The organism is Mesorhizobium waitakense (assembly GCF_056431085.1).
Genome location: NZ_JBWKME010000194.1, coordinates 1 through 26,370, shown reverse-complemented (window position 1 = coordinate 26,370; position 26,370 = coordinate 1). Strand labels below are relative to the sequence as shown.

At 63.4% G+C, this 26,370-nt stretch carries 26 protein-coding genes; 20 read left to right on the top strand and 6 right to left on the bottom strand.

Going from position 1 to position 26,370, the window contains the following annotated elements; genetic code table 11:
- Positions 1–4: 4 nt before the first annotated feature.
- From AC07FD_RS35970 to AC07FD_RS35960, 3 genes are all read left to right on the top strand, one after another.
- Positions 5–604 (top strand): DUF2585 domain-containing protein, encoded by a 600-nt coding sequence (locus tag AC07FD_RS35970; protein WP_478353691.1) that lies wholly within the window; start codon positions 5–7, stop codon positions 602–604.
- A 4-nt stretch (positions 605–608) separates the two neighbouring features.
- Positions 609–1,922, top strand: coding sequence for an ATP-dependent protease ATPase subunit HslU (hslU, locus tag AC07FD_RS35965; RefSeq protein ID WP_095083240.1), 1,314 nt, complete (start codon positions 609–611; stop codon positions 1,920–1,922).
- A gap of 230 nt (positions 1,923–2,152) precedes the next feature.
- The gene (locus AC07FD_RS35960; RefSeq protein ID WP_478353690.1) at positions 2,153–3,112 is read left to right on the top strand and encodes a DUF1402 family protein; all 960 of its coding nucleotides are present in this window, start codon (positions 2,153–2,155) and stop codon (positions 3,110–3,112) included.
- 53 nt (positions 3,113–3,165) lie between these two features.
- Here the strand turns inward: AC07FD_RS35960 and AC07FD_RS35955 are convergent, their stop codons facing one another.
- The 3 genes from AC07FD_RS35955 to AC07FD_RS35945 are packed head-to-tail and all read right to left on the bottom strand — an operon-like array spanning position 3,166 to position 5,838.
- Positions 3,166–4,404, bottom strand: a complete 1,239-nt coding sequence (locus AC07FD_RS35955; protein ID WP_478353689.1) for an NAD(P)/FAD-dependent oxidoreductase — start codon at positions 4,402–4,404, stop codon at positions 3,166–3,168.
- Positions 4,401–4,715 carry a MocE family 2Fe-2S type ferredoxin gene (locus tag AC07FD_RS35950; RefSeq protein WP_095083246.1) on the bottom strand — a complete coding sequence of 105 codons (315 nt, stop codon included), beginning with the start codon at positions 4,713–4,715 and terminating at the stop codon, positions 4,401–4,403. The genes AC07FD_RS35955 and AC07FD_RS35950 overlap by 4 nt, the downstream gene beginning before the upstream one ends.
- 34 nt (positions 4,716–4,749) lie before the next feature.
- Complete coding sequence (locus AC07FD_RS35945) at positions 4,750–5,838, bottom strand: fatty acid desaturase family protein (protein ID WP_478353688.1); 1,089 nt, start codon at positions 5,836–5,838, stop codon at positions 4,750–4,752.
- Positions 5,839–6,004: 166 nt separating this feature from the next.
- On the opposite strand from AC07FD_RS35945, the gene AC07FD_RS35940 reads away from it, so the two are divergent.
- From AC07FD_RS35940 to AC07FD_RS35915, 6 genes are all read left to right on the top strand, one after another.
- Positions 6,005–7,036 (top strand): LacI family DNA-binding transcriptional regulator, encoded by a 1,032-nt coding sequence (locus AC07FD_RS35940; RefSeq protein WP_478353687.1) that lies wholly within the window; start codon positions 6,005–6,007, stop codon positions 7,034–7,036.
- A gap of 346 nt (positions 7,037–7,382) precedes the next feature.
- Entirely contained in the window at positions 7,383–8,324 is a 942-nt protein-coding gene (locus AC07FD_RS35935) for a sugar ABC transporter substrate-binding protein (RefSeq protein WP_477302569.1), read from the top strand.
- A gap of 97 nt (positions 8,325–8,421) precedes the next feature.
- Positions 8,422–9,498: an ABC transporter permease gene (locus AC07FD_RS35930; protein WP_478353686.1), complete on the top strand. Its 1,077-nt coding sequence runs from the start codon at positions 8,422–8,424 to the stop codon at positions 9,496–9,498.
- 2 nt (positions 9,499–9,500) lie between these two features.
- Positions 9,501–10,268, top strand: a complete 768-nt coding sequence (locus AC07FD_RS35925; protein ID WP_095083257.1) for an ATP-binding cassette domain-containing protein — start codon at positions 9,501–9,503, stop codon at positions 10,266–10,268.
- A 115-nt stretch (positions 10,269–10,383) separates the two neighbouring features.
- Positions 10,384–11,385, top strand: a complete 1,002-nt coding sequence (iolG, locus tag AC07FD_RS35920; protein ID WP_478353685.1) for an inositol 2-dehydrogenase — start codon at positions 10,384–10,386, stop codon at positions 11,383–11,385.
- 25 nt (positions 11,386–11,410) lie between these two features.
- Positions 11,411–12,205, top strand: coding sequence for an SDR family oxidoreductase (locus tag AC07FD_RS35915; RefSeq protein ID WP_478353684.1), 795 nt, complete (start codon positions 11,411–11,413; stop codon positions 12,203–12,205).
- 33 nt (positions 12,206–12,238) lie between these two features.
- On the opposite strand, the gene AC07FD_RS35910 is transcribed toward AC07FD_RS35915, so the two are convergent.
- Positions 12,239–12,442: a hypothetical protein gene (locus tag AC07FD_RS35910; RefSeq protein WP_478353683.1), complete on the bottom strand. Its 204-nt coding sequence runs from the start codon at positions 12,440–12,442 to the stop codon at positions 12,239–12,241.
- A gap of 221 nt (positions 12,443–12,663) precedes the next feature.
- Here AC07FD_RS35910 and AC07FD_RS35905 point away from each other — a divergent pair, with 221 nt between their 5' ends.
- Positions 12,664–13,755 carry a 3-deoxy-7-phosphoheptulonate synthase gene (locus AC07FD_RS35905; protein WP_477392988.1) on the top strand — a complete coding sequence of 364 codons (1,092 nt, stop codon included), beginning with the start codon at positions 12,664–12,666 and terminating at the stop codon, positions 13,753–13,755.
- A 45-nt stretch (positions 13,756–13,800) separates the two neighbouring features.
- On the opposite strand, the gene AC07FD_RS35900 is transcribed toward AC07FD_RS35905, so the two are convergent.
- Positions 13,801–14,436 carry a LysE family translocator gene (locus AC07FD_RS35900; protein ID WP_478353682.1) on the bottom strand — a complete coding sequence of 212 codons (636 nt, stop codon included), beginning with the start codon at positions 14,434–14,436 and terminating at the stop codon, positions 13,801–13,803.
- A gap of 127 nt (positions 14,437–14,563) precedes the next feature.
- On the opposite strand from AC07FD_RS35900, the gene AC07FD_RS35895 reads away from it, so the two are divergent.
- Positions 14,564–15,268 carry a helix-turn-helix transcriptional regulator gene (locus AC07FD_RS35895; RefSeq protein ID WP_478353681.1) on the top strand — a complete coding sequence of 235 codons (705 nt, stop codon included), beginning with the start codon at positions 14,564–14,566 and terminating at the stop codon, positions 15,266–15,268.
- A gap of 21 nt (positions 15,269–15,289) precedes the next feature.
- Here AC07FD_RS35895 and AC07FD_RS35890 read toward each other — a convergent pair whose 3' ends face one another.
- Positions 15,290–16,399 (bottom strand): Gfo/Idh/MocA family protein, encoded by a 1,110-nt coding sequence (locus tag AC07FD_RS35890; protein ID WP_478353680.1) that lies wholly within the window; start codon positions 16,397–16,399, stop codon positions 15,290–15,292.
- 154 nt (positions 16,400–16,553) lie between these two features.
- On the opposite strand from AC07FD_RS35890, the gene AC07FD_RS35885 reads away from it, so the two are divergent.
- The 9 genes from AC07FD_RS35885 to phnN all read left to right on the top strand — a co-directional run bounded on the left by AC07FD_RS35885 (position 16,554) and on the right by phnN (position 26,323).
- On the top strand, positions 16,554–17,399 hold the full coding sequence (locus tag AC07FD_RS35885; RefSeq protein ID WP_167392076.1) for a MurR/RpiR family transcriptional regulator: 846 nt from the start codon (positions 16,554–16,556) through the stop codon (positions 17,397–17,399).
- Positions 17,400–17,540: 141 nt separating this feature from the next.
- Entirely contained in the window at positions 17,541–19,475 is a 1,935-nt protein-coding gene (locus AC07FD_RS35880; protein ID WP_478353679.1) for a bifunctional 5-dehydro-2-deoxygluconokinase/5-dehydro-2-deoxyphosphogluconate aldolase, read from the top strand.
- Positions 19,476–19,509: 34 nt separating this feature from the next.
- Positions 19,510–21,360 (top strand): 3D-(3,5/4)-trihydroxycyclohexane-1,2-dione acylhydrolase (decyclizing), encoded by a 1,851-nt coding sequence (iolD, locus tag AC07FD_RS35875; RefSeq protein ID WP_478353678.1) that lies wholly within the window; start codon positions 19,510–19,512, stop codon positions 21,358–21,360.
- A 112-nt stretch (positions 21,361–21,472) separates the two neighbouring features.
- Positions 21,473–22,390, top strand: coding sequence for a myo-inosose-2 dehydratase (iolE, locus tag AC07FD_RS35870; RefSeq protein WP_478353677.1), 918 nt, complete (start codon positions 21,473–21,475; stop codon positions 22,388–22,390).
- Positions 22,391–22,492: 102 nt separating this feature from the next.
- Positions 22,493–22,726, top strand: a complete 234-nt coding sequence (locus AC07FD_RS35865; protein WP_478353676.1) for a DUF3329 domain-containing protein — start codon at positions 22,493–22,495, stop codon at positions 22,724–22,726.
- Positions 22,727–22,730: 4 nt separating this feature from the next.
- Entirely contained in the window at positions 22,731–23,543 is an 813-nt protein-coding gene (gene iolB, locus AC07FD_RS35860; protein ID WP_478353675.1) for a 5-deoxy-glucuronate isomerase, read from the top strand.
- Positions 23,544–23,800: 257 nt separating this feature from the next.
- A complete protein-coding gene (locus AC07FD_RS35855) occupies positions 23,801–24,508 on the top strand; it encodes a DUF1045 domain-containing protein (RefSeq protein WP_478353674.1) in 708 nt (235 codons plus the stop codon).
- Between the two features lie 34 nt (positions 24,509–24,542).
- Positions 24,543–25,697 carry an alpha-D-ribose 1-methylphosphonate 5-triphosphate diphosphatase gene (locus AC07FD_RS35850; protein WP_478353673.1) on the top strand — a complete coding sequence of 385 codons (1,155 nt, stop codon included), beginning with the start codon at positions 24,543–24,545 and terminating at the stop codon, positions 25,695–25,697.
- Positions 25,694–26,323: a phosphonate metabolism protein/1,5-bisphosphokinase (PRPP-forming) PhnN gene (phnN, locus tag AC07FD_RS35845; RefSeq protein ID WP_478353672.1), complete on the top strand. Its 630-nt coding sequence runs from the start codon at positions 25,694–25,696 to the stop codon at positions 26,321–26,323. The genes AC07FD_RS35850 and phnN overlap by 4 nt, the downstream gene beginning before the upstream one ends.
- Positions 26,324–26,370 lie beyond the last annotated feature (47 nt).

The window sequence follows — 26,370 nt, the reverse complement described above, 5'->3', positions numbered from 1 at the left end:
GGGCATGAATGCATCGGGCAACGACAACAGCTACTCGGCCTATGAAGACAGCTGGCGAATGGGGCTGCTGCTTGTGCTGGCCCTGCTCATCTTCCAGGCCGGAGCCCTTTACGGCATGGGTCATCCGCCGATCTGCACCTGCGGTTACGTCAAGCTCTGGCACGGCGTGGTGAATAGTTCCGAGAACTCTCAGCACATTTCGGATTGGTACACGTTCTCGCACATCATCCACGGCTTCCTGTTCTATGCGCTGGCACGGTTCCTGTTTCCGCGTTCGCCGATCGGCTTGAGGCTGGCATTCGCGGTCCTCATCGAAGGCGGCTGGGAGCTGCTGGAAAACAGCCCGTTCATCATCGAGCGCTACCGCGCCGGCACGATCTCGCTCAACTATTACGGCGACAGCATCATCAATTCGGTGTCCGACACACTGGCCATGGTGCTGGGATTTGTGATGGCGCGAAGGCTACCTATATGGGTGATCGTCAGCCTCGCCATCATCTTCGAACTCGGTACCGGCTATCTCATCCGGGACAATCTGACACTCAACGTGATCATGCTGCTGCATCCGTTCGAGGCCATCAAGCAGTGGCAAAGTGGAATTTAGTGATATGAGCACATTCTCCCCCCGCGAAATCGTTTCGGAACTCGACCGCTTCATCATCGGCCAGAAGGACGCCAAGCGCGCCGTGGCCATCGCCCTGCGCAACCGCTGGCGCCGCCAGCAGCTGGAAGGCCAGATGCGCGAAGAGGTGATGCCGAAGAACATCCTGATGATCGGGCCGACGGGCGTCGGCAAGACCGAGATTTCACGCCGCCTTGCGCGCCTTGCCGGGGCGCCTTTCGTCAAGGTCGAGGCAACCAAGTTCACCGAAGTCGGCTATGTCGGCCGCGATGTCGAACAGATCATCCGCGACCTGGTCGAGATCGCCATCGGCCTGGTGCGCGAGAAGATGCGCGAGGACGTCAAGGCACGCGCCCACATCAACGCCGAGGAACGCGTGCTGGAGGCGCTGGTCGGCAAGACGGCGAGCCCGGCGACGCGCGATAGTTTCCGCAAGAAGCTGCGCGACGGCGAACTCGACGACAAGGAGATCGAGATCGAAGTAGCCGACACCGGCAATGGCGGCATGCCCGGCTTCGAGATTCCCGGCATGCCGGGCGCCAATATCGGCGTGCTGAACATCAACGACATGCTGTCGAAGGCGATGGGCGGCAAGAAGACCAAGACGCGCAAGACGACGGTCAAGGAATCCTACGCGCTGCTGGTCGGCGACGAGTCCGACAAGCTGCTCGACCAGGAGGAGGTGGTGCGCCGGGCGCTGGATGCGACGGAGAATGACGGCATCGTCTTCCTCGACGAGATCGACAAGATCGCGTCGCGTGAAGGCGGCATGGGCGCCGGCGTTTCCCGCGAAGGCGTGCAGCGCGACCTGCTGCCGCTGATCGAAGGCACCACGGTGGCGACCAAATATGGGCCGTTGAAGACCGACCACATCCTGTTCATCGCCTCCGGGGCGTTCCATGTCTCGAAGCCGTCGGACCTGTTGCCGGAATTGCAGGGCCGCTTGCCGATCCGCGTCGAATTGCGGGCGCTGGAGAAGGACGATTTCGTCCGCATCCTGACCGAGACCGAAGCCAGCCTGATCAAACAGTATATCGCGCTGATGAAGACCGAGGGCGTTGACCTGACCTTCACCGACGACGCCATCGATTCGCTGGCCGGCATCGCCGTCGACCTCAATGCCAGCGTCGAGAACATCGGTGCAAGGCGGCTGCAGACAGTGATGGAGCGGGTGCTGGACGAGATCTCCTATGACGCGCCCGACCGCAACGGCACTGCGGTCACCATCGACGCCGCCTATGTGGAAAAGCATGTCGGCGACCTCTCCAGAAACACAGATTTGTCGCGATTCATCCTTTAAAGGACGGCGCCGGGTCATTCCGGCGCCGGTTCTTCAAAGTGACACATCGTGCTTTCCAGAAATCGATTCCGATTTTGGGCCGATGCATTGCAACACAGTCCGGCAAACAGAATCATGTGTGGCCAGATGGCACCATCTGGCCACCTTTCGTCTTGCCGGCCGATGGGGCGCTCTCGACTCGATCAAGAGCACTACCTAGTTTGCGCGGCAACATCTGCAGGCGGCGGCGCATGAAAAAACTGATCCTGGGCATTCTCGGCTTGACGCTGGCTGCGACGCTGTTCGCCGCCGATGCGGCGACATTGGTGCCGCCAGGAAACCGCAACGCCGAGCAGCCGGATATTCCCGGCGCTTCGAGCCGGCGCACGCAGGCCACCAACACCACCTTCCAGGCGAAGTATCGCAAGGTCTACGCCTTGCTGCAGAACGACGCCGATCTGCGCGGCAAGATCAAGAAGGCCGCCGCGGCCTACGGCATTGATCCCCTGCACATTGTCGGCGCCATCGTCGGCGAGCACACCTACAATGTCGACGCCTACGACCGGCTGCAGACCTACTACGTCAAGGCGATTTCCTATCTCTCCAGCAAGCTGACCTTCGCCTATGACGGCGAGGACATCACCGATTTCGTGCAGCGGCCGGAATTCAAGAAATGCGCTGGGGTTTCGGACAGCTATGATCTGTGGGAATGCCGCGAGCAGGTGTGGAACCATTCGTTTCGCGGCAAAAGCGTCGGTGGCGAGAGCTTCCCCGACGACCGTTTCGGCGCCACCTTCTTCCAGCCCTATTATGCCGGCCAGACCTTCGGCCTCGGCCAGCTCAACCCGCTGACGGCCTTGCAGATGAGCGATCTCGTGCACAAGGTTTCGGGCTTTCCGAAGCTCGACGTCGCCGACCCCAACTCGGTCTACAAGACCATCATGGATCCCGACCTGACGCTGCCTTACGTCGCGGCGACGATCCGGAAATCGATCGACGCCTACAAGAACATTGCCGGCTTCGACATTTCGGGAAATCCGGGGCTCACGGCCACGCTCTACAATGTCGGCAATCCGGAGCAGCGCGCCGAAGCGCTGAAGGCGGAGAACGACAGGCGCCGCGCCGCCGGCGAGCCTGAAAAGCTGCCCGAGGAGAATTATTACGGCTGGCTGGTCAATGACAAGCTCTCGGAGCTGAAGGCGCTTTTCTAAGGTGCGGTTTCAGGCTTTTAAGCCGGAACCGACGTCCTGCACCAAAGCTTTCGCTACGCCGCCAGCAGCGACTTCAGCTTGACGACCTGTGAACCGAGTGCTTCCGGCGCCGGCTTCGCCCGCTTGCCGATCAGCATTTCGGCGAGCCTGATGTCGCGGGCGACCGCATTGCCGGGACCGATGCCGCTGGCCGCCACCAGCCTGCCGTCTTCGTCCAGATGGAAGAGGATAAAGGCGCCGTCGCCGAGATCGCGGCGCACGACGCTGCGGCCTTCGTCGGAAAGCCCGGCGATCTGCAGGGATAGACCATACTGATCCGACCAGAACCACGGCACCGTGGCATGCGCCTCGCCGGCGCCCAACATGTTCCTTGCCGCCAGAGCGCCCTGTTCCTGGGCATTGCGCCAGGCTTCCAGCCGCACGCGGCGGCCGCCATAGATTGCAAGCGGAAACGAGCAGCAATCGCCGGCGGCGAAGATGTCGGGATCGCTGCTGCGCAGCTCCGCATCGACAGCGATGCCATTGTCGATCGTCAGCCCTGCTTCGGCCGCCAACCGGGTCACCGGCACGGCGCCGATGCCGATGACGGCGAGATCGGCTGATATCTGCTGTCCGCCGGCGAGTGCGATGCGGACCTCTTTGCCGTCGTCGTCGACGGACGCTATGCCGTCTCCACACAAGATGCTCACACCCTCGGCAACATGCGCAGCATGGATGATTTCGGCGATCTCGGCCGGCACGCCACGCATCAGGATGCGCGGCTGCGCCTCGATGACGGCGACCGAAGCCCCAAGTTTGCGGGCCGCGGCGGCGAGTTCGAGGCCGATGAAGCCGCCGCCGACAATGGCGATACGGTTGCCGGCTTTGAGATAGGCGCGAATGGCAAGCGCATCGGCGAAGGTGCGGAGATAGACGCAACGCAAACCCAGTCCCGGCATCGGCAGCTTGCGCGGGGTCGAACCGGTGGCGAGCAGGAGCTTGTCGTAAGGCAGGGCCGAGCCGTCCGACAGACGCACCATATGCGGTGCACGATCGATCGCAACGGCCTGGACGGAATGGATATGGCGGATCGATTTTTCAGCCAGCAACTCATCACTAGCAATCGCCTTGATTTCGGGCGCCTCGCTGGCCATCGCCTCCTTGGACAGAGGCGGGCGCTCGTAGGGCAGATGCGGCTCGTCGCCGACCAGTGTCACCGGCCCCTCATAGCCGAGATCGCGCAACGCCAAGGCTGCCCGGCCGCCGCATTCGCCGGCCCCGATGATGGCCATCCCTCGCGTCATAGCGGTCATCCGATCTGGATGAGGACTTTGCCGGCGTCGACCTTGACCGGATAGGTCCTGAGGTTGACGCAGACCGGCGCGCCGCGGGCGTCCCCCGTCTTGTAGTTGAAGCGGCCATTGTGCTTGGGGCATTCGATGATGTCGTCCATCACCAGGCCGTCGGCGAGATGCACCTTTTCGTGGGTGCATAGACCGTCGGTGGCGAAATAGTCATCGTCCGGGCTGCGATAGATGGCGAAGGTGCGGCCGCCATGATCGAAGCGCATCACATCCTCTTCATCGATATCACCTGCGGCACAGGCCTCGACCCAGTCGCTCATTCAGTCCTCCCGTGGAAATCGGATAGCCGCACGATCACTCCGCCGCCGCGACGGCATCGTTGTGGAATTCCTCGCGATATGGCCTGGCAGTGGGCGGCAGCTCGCGCTTGAGGAAATAGTCTTCGTTGCGCAATTGGCGCAGGAAGGTTGGGATCATCTCGCGATAGCCGGCCAGGATCGACGTCGTCGGCGCCGGCAAATCGTGCTTGATCAGTTCATGCAGCTTCGGCAGCGCGTGGTACGGCACCATCGGAAACATGTGATGCTCGACATGGTAGTTCATGTTCCAATAGATGAATCGGCTGATCGGGTTCATGTAGACGGTGCGGCTGTTGAGGCGGTGGTCGGTAACGTTGTCGGCCAGGCCGCCATGCTGCAACAGCCCGACCATGACGTGATGCCAGGCGCCATAGAGCCTGGGCAGGCCGACCAGCATCAAGGGCAAGAACGAACCGGTATAGAGCGCCAGTGCGATGGTGGTGGCATAGATCGCCGTCCAGATGCGGGCGAAGCGGATCGCCCTTGGCTGCTCCTGCTCGGGAATGAAGGTCTTTTCGGCCGCGCTGATGTTGCCGGCCGCGTTGCGCAGCATGTCGCTCATCGCATGCCAGGCATCGAGCACACCGACAAAGGCCAGGACGACGCGAGCTAGGTCCGGTGGCCGCATGACCGAGATTTCCGGGTCGCGGCCGACGATGATGGTGTCGGTGTGGTGGCGCGTGTGGCTCCAGCGCCAGGTCACCGGATTGCGCATGATCATGAAGCAGGCGATCTGGTAGACCACATCATTCATCCACTGCGTCCGGAAGGCGGTGCCGTGGCCGCATTCATGCCAGCGTGAATCGGTGGATGAGCCGTAGAGCACGCCGTAGACGAAGAAGAACGGCACGCACCACCATGTGCCCCAGAACCAGGCGGCGCCGGCGCCGCTGAGGATCAGGGCGGCGAGCCAGATGATGGTATCGCGGATCGCCGGTCCGTCGGAGCGCTGCATCAGCTCCTTCATCTGCTTGCGCGGGATCTCGGTGTGATACCACTCGGCCGCCGACAGGCCGGTCTCGACGGCGAGCTTGGCGTCGCGGCCGATCAGGCTGTAGTCACGCCGGGACGGCGCTGTGGACATGATTGCCTCCCATCGGCAGGGCATTCGCCAGGCGAATGCCCGATATTCCTACGCTTCGAGGCTGAAAATAACGCCAACGCATGATAGACTCAACATCACAAAGATAGTTTCTATCATTTCCTATCAGGATGATGTAAGATGGGCTTGGCAATCCGATGAGGCAAGCATGGCAAAACGGCCGACCATCACCGACCTGGCGCGCATCTCCGGTGTCAGCGTTGCCACGGTGGACCGTGTGCTCAACAGCCGCCTGCCGGTGCGCGAAGACACGGCGCGCCGCGTCTATGAGGCGGCAACCGAAATCGGGTATCACGCGGCCGGCCTGATCAAGCAGCGGATGCGCCATGAATTGCCGGAGTACCGGCTGGGTTTCCTGCTGCTCAAGGGCAATTATGTCTTCTACAGCGAGTTCGCCCGCGAACTCGAACTCGCCGTGTCGCGGTCGCCGCGTTTCCGCGGTGTCGCCATCATCGACTTCGCGGACTCGCTGGCACCCGATGAAATCGTCGAGCGCGCACGCAAGCTGGCGACCAAATGCAGGGCCGTCGCCTTGGTCGGGCCGGATCACCCGACGCTGACGGTTGCGGTCGAGGAGGTGAAGGCGAAAGGGCTGCCGGTGTTTTCCCTGCTGTCCGACTTCGCCGCCGGCATTCGCGAAGGCTATGTCGGCCTCGACAACCGCAAGGTCGGCCGCACCGCCGCCTGGATGATTTCGAAGGCCGCCAAACGGCCGGGCAAGGTCGCGCTGTTTGTCGGCAGCCATCGCTTCCATGGCCATGAGCTGAGGGAGATCGGCTTTCGCTCTTTCTTTCGCGAGCAGGCGCCGGAATTCACCTTGCTTGAGACATTGGTCAATCTGGAAGCCAACCAGATCACGCAGGACACGCTGCTCGACCTCCTCGGCCGCCACCCCGATCTCGTCGGCTGCTATGTCGCCGGCGGCGGCATGGAAGGCGCGGTCGCCGCGCTCAGGCAAGCAAAGCCGGCCGAAATGCCGGCGGTCATCTGCAACGAGATCACAGCCATATCGCGCTCCGCCCTGGCGGACGGTGTCCTGACGATGGTGATCTCGACGCCGCTGGCAGCGCTTTGCCGCGAACTGGTCGACCTGATGGCACATGCCATCGAAACGGGTGCGGCGAACGCGCCGGGCCAGACCTTCCTGCCGTTCGACATCTACCTGCCCGAGAATATCTAGGCTCTCGACCTTCGGGTTCGACCGAAGTGCCTTTGCCGATGCCGCGAGGGCCCCGGCTGATCGTCGACGCTGGAGAGTAGCGGCAAGCGCCCATCATCCGAAAATCCCGCATCCGGTTTTGGAATCGCCCTTGACGTCCCGAGGCAAAATGGAATAAATATTTCACTAGCTGTGTATTTTGGTTCTTTCGTTCCGGAACATCTGTTTCAAACAGACGGTTTGGCGTTCCAGCAAACGGGAAACGTCACCCGGAACAGAAATGACAATCGGGAGAGATTCCCCGGGGAGATCGGGGATTCCGGATAGATCGGTGCAACCGGACACCAATATGTGGAGGAGAAACACAATGAAGAAACTGATTTTGGGCGTCGCTTTCGCGGCGCTGATGAGTTCATCCGCCATGGCCGCCAAGGTCGGCGTGTCGATGGCCAAGTTCGACGACAACTTCCTGACCGTGCTGCGCAACGGCATGATCGAGCAGGCCAAGGGCATGAGCGGCGTGGAGTTGCAGGTCGAGGACGCGCAGAACGACGTCGCCAAGCAGCTTGACCAGATCAAGAACTTCGCCGCCTCGGGCGTCGACGCGATCATCGTCAATCCGGTCGACACGTCGGCCACGCAAGCGATGTCGGACGCCGCCGCCGCGGCCAAGATCCCGCTGGTCTACGTCAACCGCGAGCCGGTCAATGTCGACAAGCTGCCGGACAACCAGGCCTTCGTCGCTTCGAACGAGGCCGATTCCGGCACGCTTGAAACCAAGGAAGTCTGCCGCCTGTTCAAGGAAGCCGGCAAGAAGGAAGCCAACGTCTATGTGATCATGGGCGAACTGTCCAACCAGGCCGCCGTGCAGCGCACCAAGGATATTGAAGAGGTGATCGCCACGCCGGATTGCAGCTTCATCAAGATCATCGACAAGCAGACGTCGAACTGGAACCGCGACGAGGCCCAGAACCTGATGACCAACTGGCTGTCGACCGGTAAGCCGTTCGATGGCGTCATCGCCAACAATGACGAAAGCGCCATCGGCGCCATCCAGGCGATGAAGGCTGCCAACATCGACATGAAGTCGGTCGTGGTCGGCGGCGTCGACGCCACCCAGGACGCTCTTGCAGCAATGCAGGCGGGTGACCTTGACGCAACCGTGTTCCAGGACGCGGCCGGCCAGGGCGCGGGCGCGCTGGACGCGGCATTGAAACTGTCCAAGGGCGAGAAGGTCGAACACAAGGTCTACGTCCCCTTCCAGCTGGTGACGCCTGCGAACATCGACAAGTTCCTGAAGAAGAACTGAGCAACGGGCATTAGGAGCGGCGCTTCAGCGCCGCTCCCCTTCCCTCAGCGCCGGCAAGGCAGCGAGGGGCGACCGCGGCTGACGGAGGATAGAAGATTTGGCACAGACATCTCATGGCGTCGGCGGGGTCGGCTACGACGCGAAGAAGCGCGCGTGGCCTGCCGAAATCAACGTTTTCCTGGCGCTTGTCATCCTCGTCGTCGTCTTCGAACTGATCGGCCGGATCTTTCTCGGCGACAGCTTCCTGTTCAATACCCGCAGCGACGTCAGCGCGATCTTCAACGAGGCGCGCCTGCAGATCATCATCCTGCAGGTATCGATCGTCGGCATCATCGCCATCGGCGTGACGCAAGTGATCATCACCGGCGGCATCGACCTGTCCTCGGGTTCGATCGTCGGCGCGACCGCGATGATCGCCATGAGTTTTGCCCAGGTGGCGACGGTCAACGGCAATCCCAACCCCAAGGCGATGTTCCTGGCACAAGGCTGGACCGACCTGCCAGTCATCGTGCCGCTGCTGGTCGCGGTCGGCTGCGGGCTGTTCGCCGGCCTGATCAACGGCGCCTTGATCGCCTACACCCGCATTCCGCCGTTCATCGCCACGCTCGGGATGATGGTGACCGCGCGCGGCATCGCCAAATGGTGGTCCAAGGGACAGCCGATCTCGTTTCCCACCGACAGCTTCGCGGCCATCGGCAAAGGCCTGATGCCGGTCATCATCTTCCTATCGTTGGCGGTGCTGTTCCAGCTGATCATGACCTACACGCGGTACGGCAAGCACTGTTACGCGATCGGCTCCAACGAGGACGCCGCGCGCATGTCCGGCATCAAGATCGCCAACCACAAGATCCTCGTCTATGTCATCGCCGGCGTGCTCGCCGCGCTCGCCGCCGTGGTGCTGAGTTCCAAAAACCTCACCGCGCAGTCGGGCATGGGCGTGATGTACGAACTCGACGCGATCGCCATGGCGGTCATCGGCGGCGTCTCCTTGTCGGGCGGCCGCGGCTCGATCGTCGGTACGGTGATCGGCTCGCTGATCTTCGGCGTCATCATCTCCGGCTTCACCTTCCTGCGCCTCGACGCCTACTACCAAGAGATGGTCAAGGGCGTGATCATCGTCGGCGCAGTCGTTCTCGACCAGTGGCGTCAACGCCTTAGGGCAATGAGGGCTTGATCATGGCAGACATCGTCCTGAAGACCGAAAACCTGACCAAGCGTTATGGCGGCGTGCATGCGCTGGAAGGCGCTAACTTCGAGCTGCGCAAGGGCGAACACGTCGCCATCATGGGTGACAACGGCGCCGGCAAGTCGACCTTCGTGCGCCAGATCACCGCCGTCGAGCAACGCACTGACGGCAAGATCTGGTTCGACGGCAAGGAAGTGAACTTCACCGGGCCGATCGCGGCGCGCGAGGCGGGCATCGAGACGGTGTTCCAGAACCTGGCGCTGGCCGACGACCTCGACGTGCCGTCGAACCTGTTCCTCGGGCGCGAAAAGGTGCTGTTCAATCTCGGGCCATTCTCGATCCTGGACCGCAAATACATGCGCAAGGCGACCGAGGCCGCACTGGTCCGCACCGCGGTGAAGATCCCCAATCTGTCCAACACCATCCGCCACATGTCGGGCGGCCAGCGTCAGTGCGTAGCGATCGCCCGGACCGCCACCTTCGCCTCCAAGCTGATCATCATGGATGAGCCGACGGCAGCCCTTGGCGTGCAGGAGACCGCACAGGTCGAAAACATCATCCGCACGCTGAAGGACAATGGCGAGCCGCTGATCCTGATCAGCCACAACATGCGCCAGGTGTTCGACCTTTGCGACCGCATCGTCGTCTTCCGCCGCGGCCGCATCGTCGCCAACCTGCGCAAGCAGGACACCGACGGAAACGATATCGTCTCCTACATCACCGGCGCCAAGACCGGAGAGGCGGAACTCGCGGCCTAGGGCCGGGCAAGGAGGCGGCGGTGGTCATCGCCTTCCTGTCGATGTCGTCTTGACCGGAACATCACCCGCGCCCATGACCGGCGCCTTGCTTCGAACCATCCTCAAAGGACATTCCATGGTACTCCGCTTCGCCCTCCTCGGTGCCGGCCGCATCGGCAAGGTCCACGCCCGCGCCGTCGGCTCCAACCCGCAGGCCAAACTGGTTGCCGTTGCCGACGCATTCGAGAAAGCAGCGACCGAGCTGGCGACCGCCTATGGCGCCGAGGTGCGCAGCATCGACGCCATCGAAAAATCCAAGGACATCGACGCCGTCGTCATCTGCACGCCGACCGACACCCATGCCGACCTGATCGAGCGTTTCGCCAAGGCCGGCAAGGCGATCTTCTGCGAGAAGCCGATCGACCTCGACGTCAAGCGCGTCGAGAAGTGTCTGGCCGTGGTCGAGAAGGCCAAGGCAACGCTGATGGTCGGCTTCAACAGGCGCTTCGATCCGCATTTCGCCGCCGTGCGCAAGGCGATCGACGACGGCGCCATCGGCACCGTCGAGATGGTGACCATCACCTCCCGCGATCCAGGTGCGCCGCCGATCGACTACATCAAGCGCTCCGGCGGCATTTTTCGCGACATGACCATCCATGATTTCGACATGGCGCGCTTCCTGCTCGGCGAGGAGCCCGTGGCGGTCAGCGCACACGCCTCGGTGCTGGTCGACAAGAACATTGGCGCCGCCGGCGATTTCGACAGCGTCAGCGTCATCCTCGAGACCGCTTCCGGCAAGCAGGCCGTCATCTCCAACTCGCGCCGTGCCACCTATGGCTATGACCAGCGCATCGAGGTGCATGGTTCGAAAGGCATGATCGCTGCCGAGAACCAGCGTCCGGTGTCGATCGAACTGGCCAACGAGAAGGGTTATACGCGCCCGCCGCTGCATGATTTCTTCATGACCCGCTACCTCGACGCCTATGCCAACGAGATCGCTGCCTTCATCGCAGCCGCGACGTCAGGCAAGAAGGCGACGCCAAGCGGCGCCGACGGGCTCGTGGCGCTGAAGCTTGCCGATGCGGCGCTGAAGTCGGCCACATCGGGCAGGACCATCCGTCTCGACACGGCAAAGTAAGAACAGAAGGTACAGGAGCCCAGCGATGAGTACATCAGCCGGTCGCAATCATGAAACGCGCGCCATCGTCACCGGCGGCGCGCAAGGCATCGGCTTTGCCGTCGCCGAGGCGCTGGCCGACGAGGGCTGCCGGGCGCTCGCGCTCATCGGGCGCTCGCAGGACAAGGGCGACAAGGCCGTCGCCCATTTCAAGAAAGCAGGCGTCGACGCGATCTTCATCAGCGCCGACGTCTCGAAGGTCGCCGACTGCAAGCGCGCGGTCGCGACCGCAATCTCGCATTTCGGCACCATCAACGCGCTGGTCAATGCCGCCGCGACGTCGGCACGCGGTTCGCTGGTCGAGACGAGCGAAGAGCTTTTCGACCAGATCTTCGACACCAATGTGCGTGGACCCTTCTTCCTGATGCAGGGGCTGGTCGCCCACCTCCTGGAGCGCAAGGCGCCGGGTTCGATCGTCAACGTGCTGTCGATGTCGGCGCATGCCGGCCAGTCCTTCCTGACGCCGTATTCGACCAGCAAGGGTGCGCTGATGACGCTGACCAAGAATGTCGCCAGCTCCTATCGAAAGAACCGCATCCGCTGCAACGCGGTGCTGCCCGGCTGGATGGACACCGAGGGCGAGGCGATCGTGCAGAAGAAATGGCACGACGCGCCGGACGACTGGCTGGAGAAGGCCGAGGCCGCGCAGCCGATGGGGCAACTGGTCAAGCCGGCGCAACTCGCCCGGCTGATCACCTATATGATCAGCCCGCAGGCCGGCGTCATGACCGGGTCGCTGGTCGACTACGACCAGAACATCGCCGGAGTGATCGGCGAGTAGAATCTCGGTTCGATGCATCCATATTGGATCGCGCTAAGCGGCCATCTTGGTGTCGGCATCACTGCCCGGTCGGAAGCCGATGCCCTGCAACTCTTCGCGCATGCCTTCGGGTCCGCCGAGAAAATTGTCAGCATCGAGATCATCAAGGACATGAACGATCTCGAACAAAATCACGCCGTGCCCAATATGGGCGGAGCCAACTGGTTTCGACGCGGCATCTGGTTTCCGCAGGGCCACGAGCACATTTCAAATTGAGGGGGGACGTGACAAGCGCCTCCGCTTCGACTATATGAGCCTCATGATCAACCTGACCGCCACGTATTGGTACTTTAGGAGCTCGCTGGCGGCGGGAGGATTGCGCTCGATCTGAAGATTGCAGCAACAAGATCCGAACAGCCGCCAGACCTGGCGGCTTTTTTGTTTCAGCCGGCAGGTCTCCCAATCAGGAGCAGAAAGCCGTGTTGACCACCACAGATGACCTTCGGGTCAAGGAAATCAGGGAATTGAGTACGCCGGACCAGGTGATGCGGGAGATCCCGCGCACGCTGACGGCGACGCGTACCGTTGCCGCGTCACGCAATGCAACCCACGCCATCCTGAACGGTACCGACGATCGACTGCTCGTCATCGTCGGTCCTTGTTCGATCCACGATCCTGTCGCGGCCGTCGATTATGCCAGCCGTCTGGCGGCGCTGCGCGAGACCCTGTCCGACCGGCTCGAGATCGTGATGCGGGTCTATTTCGAGAAGCCACGCACAACGGTCGGCTGGAAGGGTCTGATCAACGATCCTGACCTCGACGGCAGCTTCAACATCGACAAGGGGCTCAGAATGGCGCGCAACGTGCTCTCCGCCGTCAACAATCTCGGCCTGCCGGCGGCGACCGAATTCCTCGACATGACCACGCCGCAATACATTGCCGACCTCGTCGCATGGGGTGCGATCGGCGCGCGCACGACCGAGAGCCAGATCCACCGCGAGCTGGCATCGGGCCTGTCCTGCCCGGTCGGCTTCAAGAACGGCACCGACGGCAATCTGCGCATCGCCGCGGAGGCGGTGAAATCGGCCGCCCAGCCGCATCATTTCATGGCGGTGACCAAGGGCGGACGCAGCGGCATCGCGACGACCACCGGCAATGAAGACTGCCACGTCATCCTGCGCGGCGGCGTTCAGCCCAACTATGACGCGGCGAGCGTCGAGGCGGCCTCGGTCGAACTCGCCCGCATCGGCGTCGCACCTCGGCTGATGATCGATGTCAGCCACGCCAACAGCTCAAAGAAGCCCGAGAACCAGCCCAAGGTGGCGGCCGATGTCGCGGGCCAGGTCACGGCGGGCGACGAGCGCATCATCGGCGTCATGATCGAGAGCAATCTCGTCGCCGGTCGGCAGGACGTGGTGCCCGGCAAGCCGCTCGTCTACGGCCAGAGCATCACCGACGGCTGCATCGACTGGGCGACCACCGAGACGGTGCTGCACGGCCTTGCCGGCGCGGTCGAGTGGCGGCGCTCGGCACGCCGCGCCATGATCGACAGCCGCCAGGGGGCAGCCTGACAGGCCGGGTATAAGGCGGCGGTGTTTCAGGCTCGGGCCTGGAATTCACGCCGCCTTCAAACCTTGCCAGGCGGTCAGTGCCGACACCGCAACCAGGAGCAGTCCGGCCGCCCGGCCAGCAAATGCGGTCGCCCGGGGATTGGCGACCAGGAGATTGCGGCTGCGCCCGGCGGTGACGGCAAGCCCGCCATAGACGGCAAACTGCACGGCCACCGTCATCAATCCCATGGTGGCCGCCTGTATCCAGATCGGACCGTAGGCGGGCTTGAGAAATTGCGGATAGACCGCAAAGACGAAAAGATAGGCCTTGGGATTGATCAGGCAGATCACCAGCCCCTGGCGAAACGCCCTCCATGCGGAGCGGCTGCCGGCAGGCCCCTCGTTGCCGACCTTGATCGAACTGCGCATCAGCGTCAGGCCGATGAAAGCCATGTAGGCGGCGCCGGCGATCAGCAGCGGATTGTAAAGGATCGGCACGAAATGCATCAGCAGGCCGACGCCAACAGCGCCGTTCAGCGTGTGCACCATGCCGCCCAGCATGATGCCGCCTGTGGCGGCAAGGCCTCTGTTGCCGCCACCGGTCAGCGCATTGGCAAGCACGAAAAGCATGTCCATGCCGGGCACGATGATGATGCCGAACAGCAGGAGGAAGAACAGCCAGAGATTATCCGCATAGTCCATGTCAGTTGCCTGTCGCCTCACCCGGCGAAGCCGCTGAGGAATGTGTTGATTTTCAATTCGATAGGCAGTCGTATAGGTCAGCCCTACTGACGATGTAGTGTCAGTTGTGATCGGAGCGGGTGAGGAAATGCGCAAGGCATCGCGACTGTTCGAGATCATCCAGATCGTGCGGCTGGCGCGGCAGCCGGTGACGGCTGCCATGATGGCTGAAAAGCTCGAAGTGACGGTGCGCTCCGTCTATCGCGATATTGCAGCACTTCAGGCGATGCGCGTGCCTATCGAGGGCGGGCGCGGCATCGGCTACATCCTGCGCCCCGGCTTCGACCTGCCGCCGCTGATGTTTTCGATCGAGGAGATGGAGGCGATCGTTTTGTCGCTGGCGCTGTTGGAGCGCACGGGTGACAGCGAACTCAAACTGGCGGCCAAGCGCGTAAGCGCCAAGATCGCCGGCGCGGTGCCGCCGCCCTTGCGCCAGACGTTCGATGCCAATGCGTTGCATGCGTGGGGGTTCGCCGCGCCCTCGGTCGGTGCGGTCGATCTGGCGCTGGTGCGCCGCGCCATCCGCGACGAGGAGAAGCTCGACCTGTCCTATCGCGACGAGCTCGGCCGTGCCTCCGAGCGCCTCATCCGCCCGATTGCGCTGATCTATTACGCCGAAACCGCCAACATAGTCGCCTGGTGCGAGTTGCGTCAGGCAATCCGCAATTTCCGCAGCGACCGGATCGAGGATTGCCAGGCGACGGGGCTGCGGTTCAAGGGCGAAGGCGATCGTTTGCGGCAGGTGTGGGTGAACGGGTGGGAGATGAACGCCGCCCAGGCCGCAAGCAACTGAGGCGATTCATCGCGAAGCGGACTATCTCACATCGACCCAGCGCTTTTCGTCGAACGAGCGCGCCATAGCATGCACGGTGCGCTCGATCTCCAGCCCTTCGGCGAACTCAATGATCCGCGCCGGCTTGCCGGCCAGCCGTGTCAACAGTTCGTGGCACTCGATGATCTTGAGATCGTTGAAGCCGAGGCCATGGCCGGGCGCCGGCAGGAAGGCGTCGTAGGGCTTGTGGTGCGGCGCCACCAGGATGGTGCGATAACCCTGTTCGGTCGGGCGATCGGCAGTGAGGTAGAGCTGGAATTCGTTCATCCGCTCCTGGTCGAACAGGATCGACCCTTTCGAGCCGAAGATCTGGATGGCGATGCGGCCCTTGCGGCCCCAAGCCGAGCGGTTGACCAGCAGCGTGCCGGCAATGCCGTTTTCCAGATGCATCAGCACGCTGGCGATATCGTAGGTCTCGACGGCGCGGCGCCCGCCTGCGGCGAGCTTGCGGTCGGCATAGGGCTTGGCCATGTCGCAGATGACGCTGGCGACGCGGCCGAACAGGGCGGAGACCAGCGACAGCGGATGCACAGCGAAATCGTCGAGCGCACCATAGCCGGAAGCGGCTTCGTGCTTCCAGAAGAACAGCGCCTCCGGGTCGGCCATGAAGTCCTCGTCCATCTCGATGCGCAGATGGTTGACCTCGCCGATGACCTTCTCGTCGAGAAGCGCGCCGATGTGGCGGATGACCGGGCTCTGGATGTAGTTGTAGCCGAGGGCGGCGACCTTGCCCGACGTCTTCGCCGCCGCCGCCATGGCTTCGGCCTCGGCGAAGCTCGGCGCCATCGGCTTTTCGCACCACAGATGCTTGCCGGCCTCGAGGATGGCGATGGCCATTTCCGGATGGAACTGGTTGGGCGTGGTCAGCGAGACGATATCGACATCCGGGTCGTTGACGACGGCGCGCCAGTCGCCGGATGCCTTGGCGAAGCCGAACTCGCCGGCCTTGCGCCTGGCGAGGTCCTCATTGACCTCGCCGAGATGGACGAGCCGGGGTTTGGGCACGTCGGGAAAGACTGCGCCGACGGCACTCCATGCGATGGCGTGACACTTGCCCATGAAACCCGTGCCGATGAGACCGACGCCGACCATTTTCGATTTCTCCACTGCCTGAAGCGTTGGATGGATGAATTAGTCCATTTTCTCTTGGAATGGAATGTCTGCCTCATTTTTTATGGCGTTCTTGCGCAGGCTCGCTATGATGGGGCAGAGAGGGTACCCATAGATGAGCCTGGACAGAGCGACGATGGACGAACGGGTACCTCGCGACTTCGAGACGCTGCGCGCCACCATCCTGGACCGCCGCGAAAGCCTGCCCAAGCGCATCGCCCAGATCGCCGCCTACGCGCTCGACAATCCCGACGATATCGCCTTCGGCACAGCCGCCAGCATCGCCGCTTCGGCCGGCGTGCAGCCGTCGACCCTGATCCGCTTTGCCCAGCAGCTTGGCTTCGACGGTTTCACCAGCCTGCAGCAGGTGTTTCGCGAGCGGCTGCGCGAGCGCAACTCGTCCTATGACGAACGCCTGCAGGCGCTGCGTGCTAAGGCCGAGGGCGCCGCCGGTCACCGGGCGATCTTCGACGGCTTCGTCGCCGCCGCCAGCACCTCGCTCAACGACATTTCGCGCACGCTGGACGACGCGCATCTGGAAGACGCGATTTCCCTGCTGGCAAAGGCGGAGACCATCTACGTGCTGGCCAAGCGCCGCTCCTATCCGGTGGCGTCCTACATCGCCTATGCGCTGGGCAAGCTGAAGATCCGCAACCAGCTGATCGAATCGGCCGCCGGGCTGAACGCCGAGATGATCGCATTCGCCACGCCGGCGGACGCCGTCATCGCCATCAGCTTCTCGCCATACGCGCCGGCCACCATCGAGGAGGCGCGCAGCATTTCGGAACAGGGCGTGCCGATCGTTGCCATCACCGACAGCTCGTTTTCGCCGCTTGCCCAGTTCGCCAGCATCTGGTTCGAGGTGGCCGAGGCCGATTTCGCCGGCTTCCGCTCGCTGTCGGCGACGATGGCGCTGGCCATGGCGCTGACCGTCGGCGTCGGCGAAAAACGACGCAGCACGGGCCGCAGGCGCAAGGCCTAGCAGGCACCTCAAAGACAATTTTAGACCGGGGAATGCTCATTCCATATTGACTATGGATTGGAATTATTATTTCATATTCCCCGGCGCCACGCTGCCGCTCGCGCGTGTACCCCAAAACAACAAGGCCGATGGGAGGTTCCAATGAGCGAAGCCGTGGACGCGAAACAGGCACCGCTCGACGTCATCACCATCGGTCGCGCTTCCGTCGACCTTTACGGCCAGCAGATCGGCTCGCGGCTGGAGGACATCACCTCGTTCGCCAAGTCGGTCGGCGGCTGCCCCGCCAACATTTCGGTCGGCACGGCGAGGCTCGGCCTGCGCTCGGCGTTGCTCACCCGAGTCGGCGACGAGCAGATGGGCCGTTTCATCCGCGAACAGCTGACGCGCGAAGGCGTCTGCGTCGACGGACTGAAGACCGACAAAGAGCGGCTGACCGCCTTGGTGCTGCTGTCGGTCGAGGACGAAGGCGTGTCGCCGATGATCTTCTACCGCTCAGACTGCGCCGACATGGCGCTGGCGCCGGAAGACATCGACGAGGCCTTCATCGCCTCGGCGCGATCCATCGTCGTCACCGGCACGCATTTCTCCCGTCCCAACAGCGATGCCGCCCAGCGCAAGGCAATCCGCATCATCAAGGCAAAGGGCGGCAAGGTGGTGTTCGACATCGACTATCGGCCGAACCTCTGGGGTCTCGCCGGCCATGCCGAAGGGTTTGAGCGCTATGTCAAGTCAGACCGGGTCTCGGCCCAGTTGAAGACGGTGCTGCCCGATTGCGACCTGATCGTCGGCACCGAAGAAGAGATCATGATCGCGTCGGGTGCCGATGATTGCCTGAGCGCCTTGAAGACGATCCGCTCGCTGTCCGCGGCGACCATCGTTCTGAAGCGGGGCGCCATGGGCTGCATCGTCTATGACGGGCCGATCAGCGACGATCTCGAGGACGGCATCGTCGGCAAGGGCTTTCCGATCGAGATCTACAATGTGCTCGGCGCCGGCGATGCTTTCATGTCGGGGTTCCTGCGCGGCTGGCTGGGTGGGGAAGACCATGCGACGGCGGCGACCTGGGCCAATGCCTGCGGCGCCTTCGCCGTGTCGCGGCTGCTGTGCGCGCCGGAATATCCGACCTTCGAGGAGTTGCAGTTCTTCCTCAAGAATGGCAGCAAGCATCTCGCCTTGCGCAAAGACGAAGCGATCAACCACATCCATTGGGCAACCACCCGTCGCCGCGACGTTCCCTCGCTGATGGCGCTCGCCTGCGATCACCGCGTGCAGCTCGAGGATGTAGCGGCGAAGGCCGGTGCCGATCCCGCACGCATCCGCGATTTCAAGGTGCTGGCGGTCAAGGCGGCGGCTAAGATCGCCGCCGGGCGCGACGGCTATGGCATGCTGATCGACGAGAAGCATGGCCGCGAGGCGATGTTCGAATTCGCCCGCCATCCCTTCGCCTGGCTCGGGCGGCCAGTCGAATTGCCGGGATCACGACCGCTGCGTTTCGAGTTCTCGCAGGACATCGGCTCGCAACTCGCTGAATGGCCGGTCGACCACTGCATCAAGTGCCTGTGCTTCTATCACCCCGACGATCCGGCGGCCTTGAAGGAAGAGCAGCAGCAGAAGCTGCTCGCGCTGTTCGAGGCCGCACGCAAGGTCGGCAGGGAATTGCTGGTCGAGATCATCGCCGGCAAGCACGGCAAGCTCGACGACAAGACGATCCCGCGCGCGCTGGAGGAACTCTATGCGCTGGGCATCAAGCCGGACTGGTGGAAGCTCGAACCGCAGGCTTCGGCAGCGGCGTGGGCCAAGATCGAAGCGGTGATCCTCAAGCACGATCCGTGGTGCCGGGGGGTCGTACTGCTCGGCCTGGAAGCGCCGCAGGACGAGCTGGAAGCGGCTTTCGCCGCAACCGCAAAGGCGCCCATCGTCAAGGGGTTTGCCGTCGGCCGCACCATCTTCGTGCACGCGGCCGAACAATGGCTGGCCGGCAGGATGTCGGATGACGAGGCGATCGCCGACATGGCCTCGCGCTTCGAACAGTTGACCGAAGCGTGGCTTGCCGCGCGCGGCCGCAAAGCAGCATAAGAAGGCGCGGCATAGGACTGCGGAGGAAAACACCATGACCAAGACAATCCGCCTGACAATGGCGCAGGCGCTGACCCGCTTTCTCAGCAGGCAGATGACCGAGATCGACGGCAAGAAAGTCCCGATCTTCGGCGGTGTCTGGGCGATCTTCGGCCACGGCAATGTCGCCGGCATCGGCGAAGCGCTTTATCAGGTGCGCGACGAGTTGCCGACCTTCCGCGCCCACAACGAACAGGCGATGGCGCATGCGGCGATCGCCTATGCCAAGGCCAATTTCCGCCGTCGTTTCATGGCCGCGACGTCTTCGATCGGCCCCGGCGCGCTCAACATGGTGACGGCGGCGGCACTCGCCCACGTCAACCGGCTGCCGGTGCTGTTTCTCCCCGGCGATGTCTTCGCCAACCGCATTCCCGATCCGGTGCTGCAGCAGGCCGAGGATTTCTCCGACGGCACCGCGACCGTCAATGACTGCTTTCGCCCGGTGTCTCGGCACTTCGACCGTATCACGCGGCCGGAGCAGATCATCCCGGCGCTCAGCCGCGCCATGCAGGTGCTGACCGATCCGGCCGATTGCGGCCCGGTAACGCTGTCGCTGTGCCAGGACGTGCAGGCCGAGGCCTATGACTATCCCGAGAGCTTCTTTGCCGAGCGCGTCTGGCACCAGCGCCGGCCGCGGCCGGACCGCCATGAGCTTGCCGCCGCGGTGGCGGCACTCAAGGGGGCGAAGAAGCCGCTGGTGATAGCCGGCGGCGGCGTGCTTTATTCGCAGGCCTCGGACGAGCTGGCGAAATTCGTGCAGGGCGCAGGCATCCCTGTCTGCGAGACGCAAGGCGGCAAATCCTCGCTGCCGGACGATCATCCGCTCAACATGGCGGCGGTCGGCGTCACCGGCACCTCGGCCGCCAACCGGCTGGCGGAGGAAGCCGATGTCGTGCTGGCCATCGGCACGCGGCTGCAGGATTTCACCACCGGCTCGTGGGCGCTGTTCAAGAACTCCGGCAAGACCATCATCGGCTTGAACGTACAGCCCTTCGACGCCGGCAAGCACCGGGCGCTGCCGCTGGTCGCTGACGCGGCCGAGGGCCTGGCCGAACTCGGCGCGGCGCTGAAGGGCCGGAAAGCGCCGGCAAGCTGGACCGACAATGCGACGGCCGGCAAGAAGGCCTGGCAGGCCGAGGCCGCCAAGGTGACGGCGTCGACCAATGCCGCCTATCCTTCCGACGCGCAGGTGATCGGCGCCGTGCAGCGCGCGATGGGCCCTGGCGTAACCCTGCTGCATGCCGCCGGCGGCCTGCCCGGCGAACTGCACAAGCTGTGGCAAGCTGGCGCGCCCGGCTCCTATCATGCCGAATACGGCTTCTCGACCATGGGCTACGAGATAGCCGGCGGGCTTGGCACCAAGATGGCGAAGCCGGACGAGGAGATCGTCGTCATGATCGGCGACGGCTCCTATCTGATGCTGAATTCCGAGATCGCCACCTCGGTGATGCTCGGCCTCAAGCTGACCATCGTGCTGCTCGACAACCGCGGCTATGGCTGCATCAACCGGCTGCAGATGGCGACCGGCGGCGCCAACTTCAACAATCTCCTGAAGGACTCGCGCCACGAGATCCTGCCCGACATCGACTTTGCCGCGCATGCGGCGAGCCTGGGGGCGGTTGCCGAGAAAGTGCCGTCGATCGCCGGGCTGGAAAACGCCCTGGAAAAGGCAAAGAAGAACAACCGCACCACCGTGCTCGTCATCGACACCGACCCGCTGGTTTCGACCGACGCCGGGGGCCATTGGTGGGATGTCGCGGTGCCGGAAGTGTCGGCCCGGGCCCAGGTGAACGCGGCACGCAAGGCCTATGACGAGAAGCGGCAGATGCAAACCATTGGCGATTGATGCCAACGGCGGGCGATTGATGCCAGCGCCGGGGCGATTGATGCCAATGCTGCCAAGCCCCTGCCTCCCCCTTGTGGGGAGGTCGGTACGAACCTGAAACTGGAGTGACGACTTGAAAGCCAAACTGGGCATGTCCCCCATTGCGTGGTGGAACGACGATCTTGCGGAACTCAGCGATGACGTCTCGCTGGAGGAGTGTTTGCGCCAGTCGCGCTCGGCCGGTTTCACCGGCATGGAAATGGGCCGGCGTTTCCCCAACGATCCCGATGTCATGCTGCCGATCCTAAAGAAGGCCGACGTGACGCTGTGCGGCGGTTGGTTCTCGGGCACGCTGGTCGATGAAGACATGGCAAGGAACAAGGATCGCATCCAGCCGATGATCGATCTGTTCAAGGCGGTGAACGCGCCTTGCATCGTCTATGGCGAGGTCGGCCGTTCGATCCAGGGCGACCGCTCGAAGCCGCTCGCCACCAAGCCGAAGCTTTCGAACGACGAGATGAAGATCTATGCGAAACGCCTCACCGAATTTGGCGAATGGTGCGCCGAACAGGGCATGCCGCTTTCCTATCACCACCACATGGCGGCGGTCGTCGAGACCGAACCGGAACTCGATGCCTTCATGAACCATTCCGGAGCCGGCATTCCGCTGCTGCTCGATGCGGGGCACCTGGCCTTTGCCGGCGGCGACGTCCTGCGCGCCATCGACAACCACTATGCGCGCATCAGCCATGTGCATGTGAAGGACGTGCGCATGGGCGTCATCGACAAGCTCGACCGCACCAAGCAATCCTTCCTCGACGCCGTCGCGCTCGGCGCCTTCACGGTGCCGGGTGACGGTTCGCTGGATTTCGGCGCCATCGTGCAGCGGTTTGCCGACCATGGCTACGAGGGCTGGTTCGTGGTCGAGGCCGAGCAGGATCCGAAGAAGAACCCGCCGCTCAAGATGGCTGAAGTCGGCCACAAGGAATTGATGCGGGTGATGACGGCGGCCGGCTATACGGTCGAGACGCAGGGCTTTCCCAATGCCTAGGGCTTGGGCTTTTCCAATGCCTAAGGCTTTCCAATGCCCTGGGCTCTGCCAGCGCCTGACGCGCTGGTTCTCGGCGAAGCCGGGTTGCTGTAGGTTGGCTGGATGAAAGATTCCGAGCATCCGTTTTTCCGGCCTTTGTGGCGGCGCGTCGCCGTCGTCGCGGTCTGCGTCATCTGGTCGATCATCGAATTCGCCACCGGCACGCCGTTCTGGGGCGTGATCGCGCTCGGCTTTGCCGGTTACGCCGTGTGGCAGTTCTTCTATCTCTACAAGCCGGCCGACGAGAGGCCGGCCGACGAGAGCAAGACAACGGCCGAGGCCGAACCGAAGGAGTAACCGGATGTCGAAACTGCTGGTGAAGGCCGACAAGGGCCATGGCCGCGTCGCCCATGTGACGCCGAAAACCGCCGGCTGGACCTATGTCGGTTTCGACCTGCATCGGCTGAAGCCCGGCGAGAGAGCTGCTGGAAAAACGGACGATCGCGAGGTCTGTCTGGTGTTCATCACCGGCAAGGGCACAGCATCCGCCGGCGGCAAGCCACTCGGCCTGCTCGGCCAGCGCATGTCGCCCTTCGACGGCAAGCCGTGGTCGGTCTATATACCCGAGGGCTCCGACTGGTCGGTTACGGCAGACACCGATCTGGAACTCGCGGTCTGCTCGGCACCGGGCCTCGGCGGCGGCCTGCCGGTGCGCGTGATCGGACCGGACGAGCTCGGCCAGGAGGTGCGCGGCAAGGGCACCAACACGCGCTATGTCACCAACGTCCTTCCGGAGGGCAAGCCGGCCGATTCATTGCTGGTGGTCGAGGTCATCACGCCCGGCGGCCACACGTCGAGCTACCCGCCGCACAAGCACGACCAGGACAATCTGCCGGCCGAATCCTACCTGGAGGAAACCTATTACCATCGCCTCAACCCACCGCAGGGCTTTGCCTTCCAGCGCGTCTACACCGACGCCGACAAGAACGGCCATCGCGCGCTGGACGAAGCCATGGCGATCGAGGATGGCGATGTCGTGCTGGTGCCCAAGGGCTATCACCCCTGCGCCGCCTGCCATGGCTATGACCTCTACTATCTCAACGTGATGGCCGGGCCGAAGCGGACGTGGAAATTCCACAACGCGCCCGAGCACGAATGGTTGATGAAAGCCTGACCGGTCATATGTTTCGGGTGAAGCTGTTGGTCCAGCTTGGGAAAATCGTCGGCTAAGGACCCACCGGGTCGATTTGCCTTCGAAAACCCTTCAAAGCTTCGTCAATCCGTCATGGAAATCGCCTATGGCAGCGGGACCAGTGCATGTCGCCCAAAAGTGCGCAGCGGTTTTGGGATTGCGATATGCGAAAAACCAAGACTTAAAGCGCATCGCAGCATTTCTTCAAACGCGGCGCGCTTTAGCGAGGACTTCTTCTCATGCGCTACGCCATTTATTTCACCCCCCGGCAGGACGAGCCGCTGGCGCGGATCGCCGCCAATTGGCTGGGCCGCGACCCGTTCGGTGGCGCGACAAGGCCGGTGGAGACGGTGGCCGATCTGTCGGCGGCGGAAGTCGCCTTCCACACCGCTTCGGCGCGGCGCTACGGTTTTCATGCGACGTTGAAAGCCCCCTTCCGGCTGGCTGCCAACGAGACGGAGACCTCGCTGCGCGCGGCACTCGACCATTTTGCCGAGGCAACGCCGGTGGTGACGATCCCGCGCCTTGTCGTCAACCAGATCGACAGCTTCTTTGCGCTGGTGCCGGAAGGACCGCTGCCTCCGCTCAACCGCTTTGCCGATGACGTGGTGCTCGGTTTCGACCGGTTTCGCGCGCCGTTGACAGAGGCCGAGATCGAACGGCGCAGCCCGGACTCGCTGAAGCCCGCCCAATTCCGCAATCTGTGCCAGTGGGGCTATCCCTATGTCTTCGAGACATTCCGCTTCCACATGACGCTGTCCGGCCGGGCGGGGCCACAGGAAAGCCCACGTCTTCGCGCAGCAATCGACCGCCTGTTCGCGGAGGTGTTGCAACAGCCGGTGCCGGTGGATGCGTTGACGCTGTTTGTCGAAACCGAACCGGGCGCACCGTTCATGGTGCTCTCCCATCACGCGCTCGGGCGCCGCCCTGCCAGAAAAACCGCTTGAATAACCCAGCCGGAATCAACAAGGACTGCCTGAAATGACCGCCGAAACTGTTCTTACCAACGCGCGCATCGTGCTTGCCGACGAGATCGTCGAGGGTTCGCTGGTGCTGCGCGACGGCTTTATCGCCGGCATCGATGCCGGCACCAGCTACACTGGCGGGAACATGGCCGGCGAGGATATGGGCGGCGACTATATCATTCCCGGGCTGGTCGAACTCCACACCGACCATCTCGAGGGCCACTATGCGCCGCGGCCGAAGGTGCGCTGGAACCCGATCGCCGCCGTGCTCGCCCATGACGCGCAAGTGGCGACCGCCGGCATCACCACCGTGCTCGATGCCTTGCGCGTCGGCATGGACGAGGACGCCGACCTGACATCGGACGACATCCGCAAGCTGGCCGACGCAATCGAGGACAGTGTCCAGCAGGATCGTCTGCGGGCCGACCACTTCATCCATCTGCGCTGCGAGGTTTCGGCGCCGGACTGCTTGAAAGCCTTCGCCAATTTCGACGGTGACGAGCGGGTCAAGCTGGCATCGCTGATGGACCATGCCCCCGGCCAGCGCCAGTTCGTCAACCTCGAAACCTATGCCTATTACTACCAGCGCAAGCTGAAATTGACCGACCGCGACTTCAAGCTGTTCTGCGAAAAGCGAATGGCGGAATCGGCCCGGAATTCGGGACCGAACCGTGTCCATATCGCCGCCGCCTGCCACGAGCGCGGCATCGTTCTGGCAAGCCACGACGACGCCACGACAGGCCATGTCGACGAGGCGATCGAACAGGGCGTGCGCGTCGCCGAGTTCCCGACCACGGAGGAAGCCGCCAGGGCCTCGAAACAGGCAGGGCTCGGCGTCTTGATGGGTGCGCCCAACGTCATGCGCGGCGCCTCGCATTCGGGAAATGTCTCGGCCCGCACGCTGGCCGGCGATGGACTGCTCGACATCCTGTCGTCCGACTATATTCCTTTCAGCCTGATCCAGTCGGCGTTCTTCCTCGGCGACGTTGTCGAAGGCATTTCCCTGCCGCAGGCGGTCGCCATGGTCTCGAAGAACCCGGCCGAAGCGATCGGCCTGACCGACCGCGGCATCATCGAGCAGGGCCGCCGCGCCGATCTGGTGCGCGTGCGTGTCGACGACCATGTCCCGGTCGTGCGCACGGTCTGGCGGCAGGGACGCCGGGTCGCATGATGGTCTCGGCCTTGATCGAGCGCGAATTGTCCACCGAGAGGTTTCCGATCCGCGACGGCGTCTTCGTCGCCGTCGTCGGCCCGAGCGGCGCCGGCAAGGACACGGTGATCGGCTACGCCCGCGCCCGCTTTGCCGACGAGACCCGGCTGGAGTTCGTTCGCCGCGTCATCACCAGGCCGAGCGATGCCGCGAGCGAGGATCACGACACGCTGGCCGACGCGGCCTTCGTCGAAGCCGAAGCGGATGGCGCCTTTGCCATCTCCTGGGAGGCGCATGGCCTGCGCTATGGCATTCCGGCCGATGTCGACTGGTCGGTCGCCAATGGCCATGTCGCCGTCGCCAACGTGTCGCGCGCGATCATCCCGGTGCTGCGCGAGCGCTATGCCAACCTGGCCATCGTCGAGATCATCGCCTCGCCGGAGGTGCTGGCCGAGCGGCTGGCGATGCGCGGCCGCGAGTCGCGCGGCGAAGTGCTGGCGCGGCTGGCGCGCAGCGCCAATGTGACCTTGTCCGGACCTGATGTCACCTCGATCGACAACAGCGGCCCGCGCGAGGCGGCCGGCGAGCGTTTCGTCGAGGTGCTGCGCAAGGCGATGGCCTTCTCCGACATGTCAGGCTTGATCTAGAGCGGGATGAGATTAATTTCGGTCATAGCCTGAGTTTTCGAAGTAGT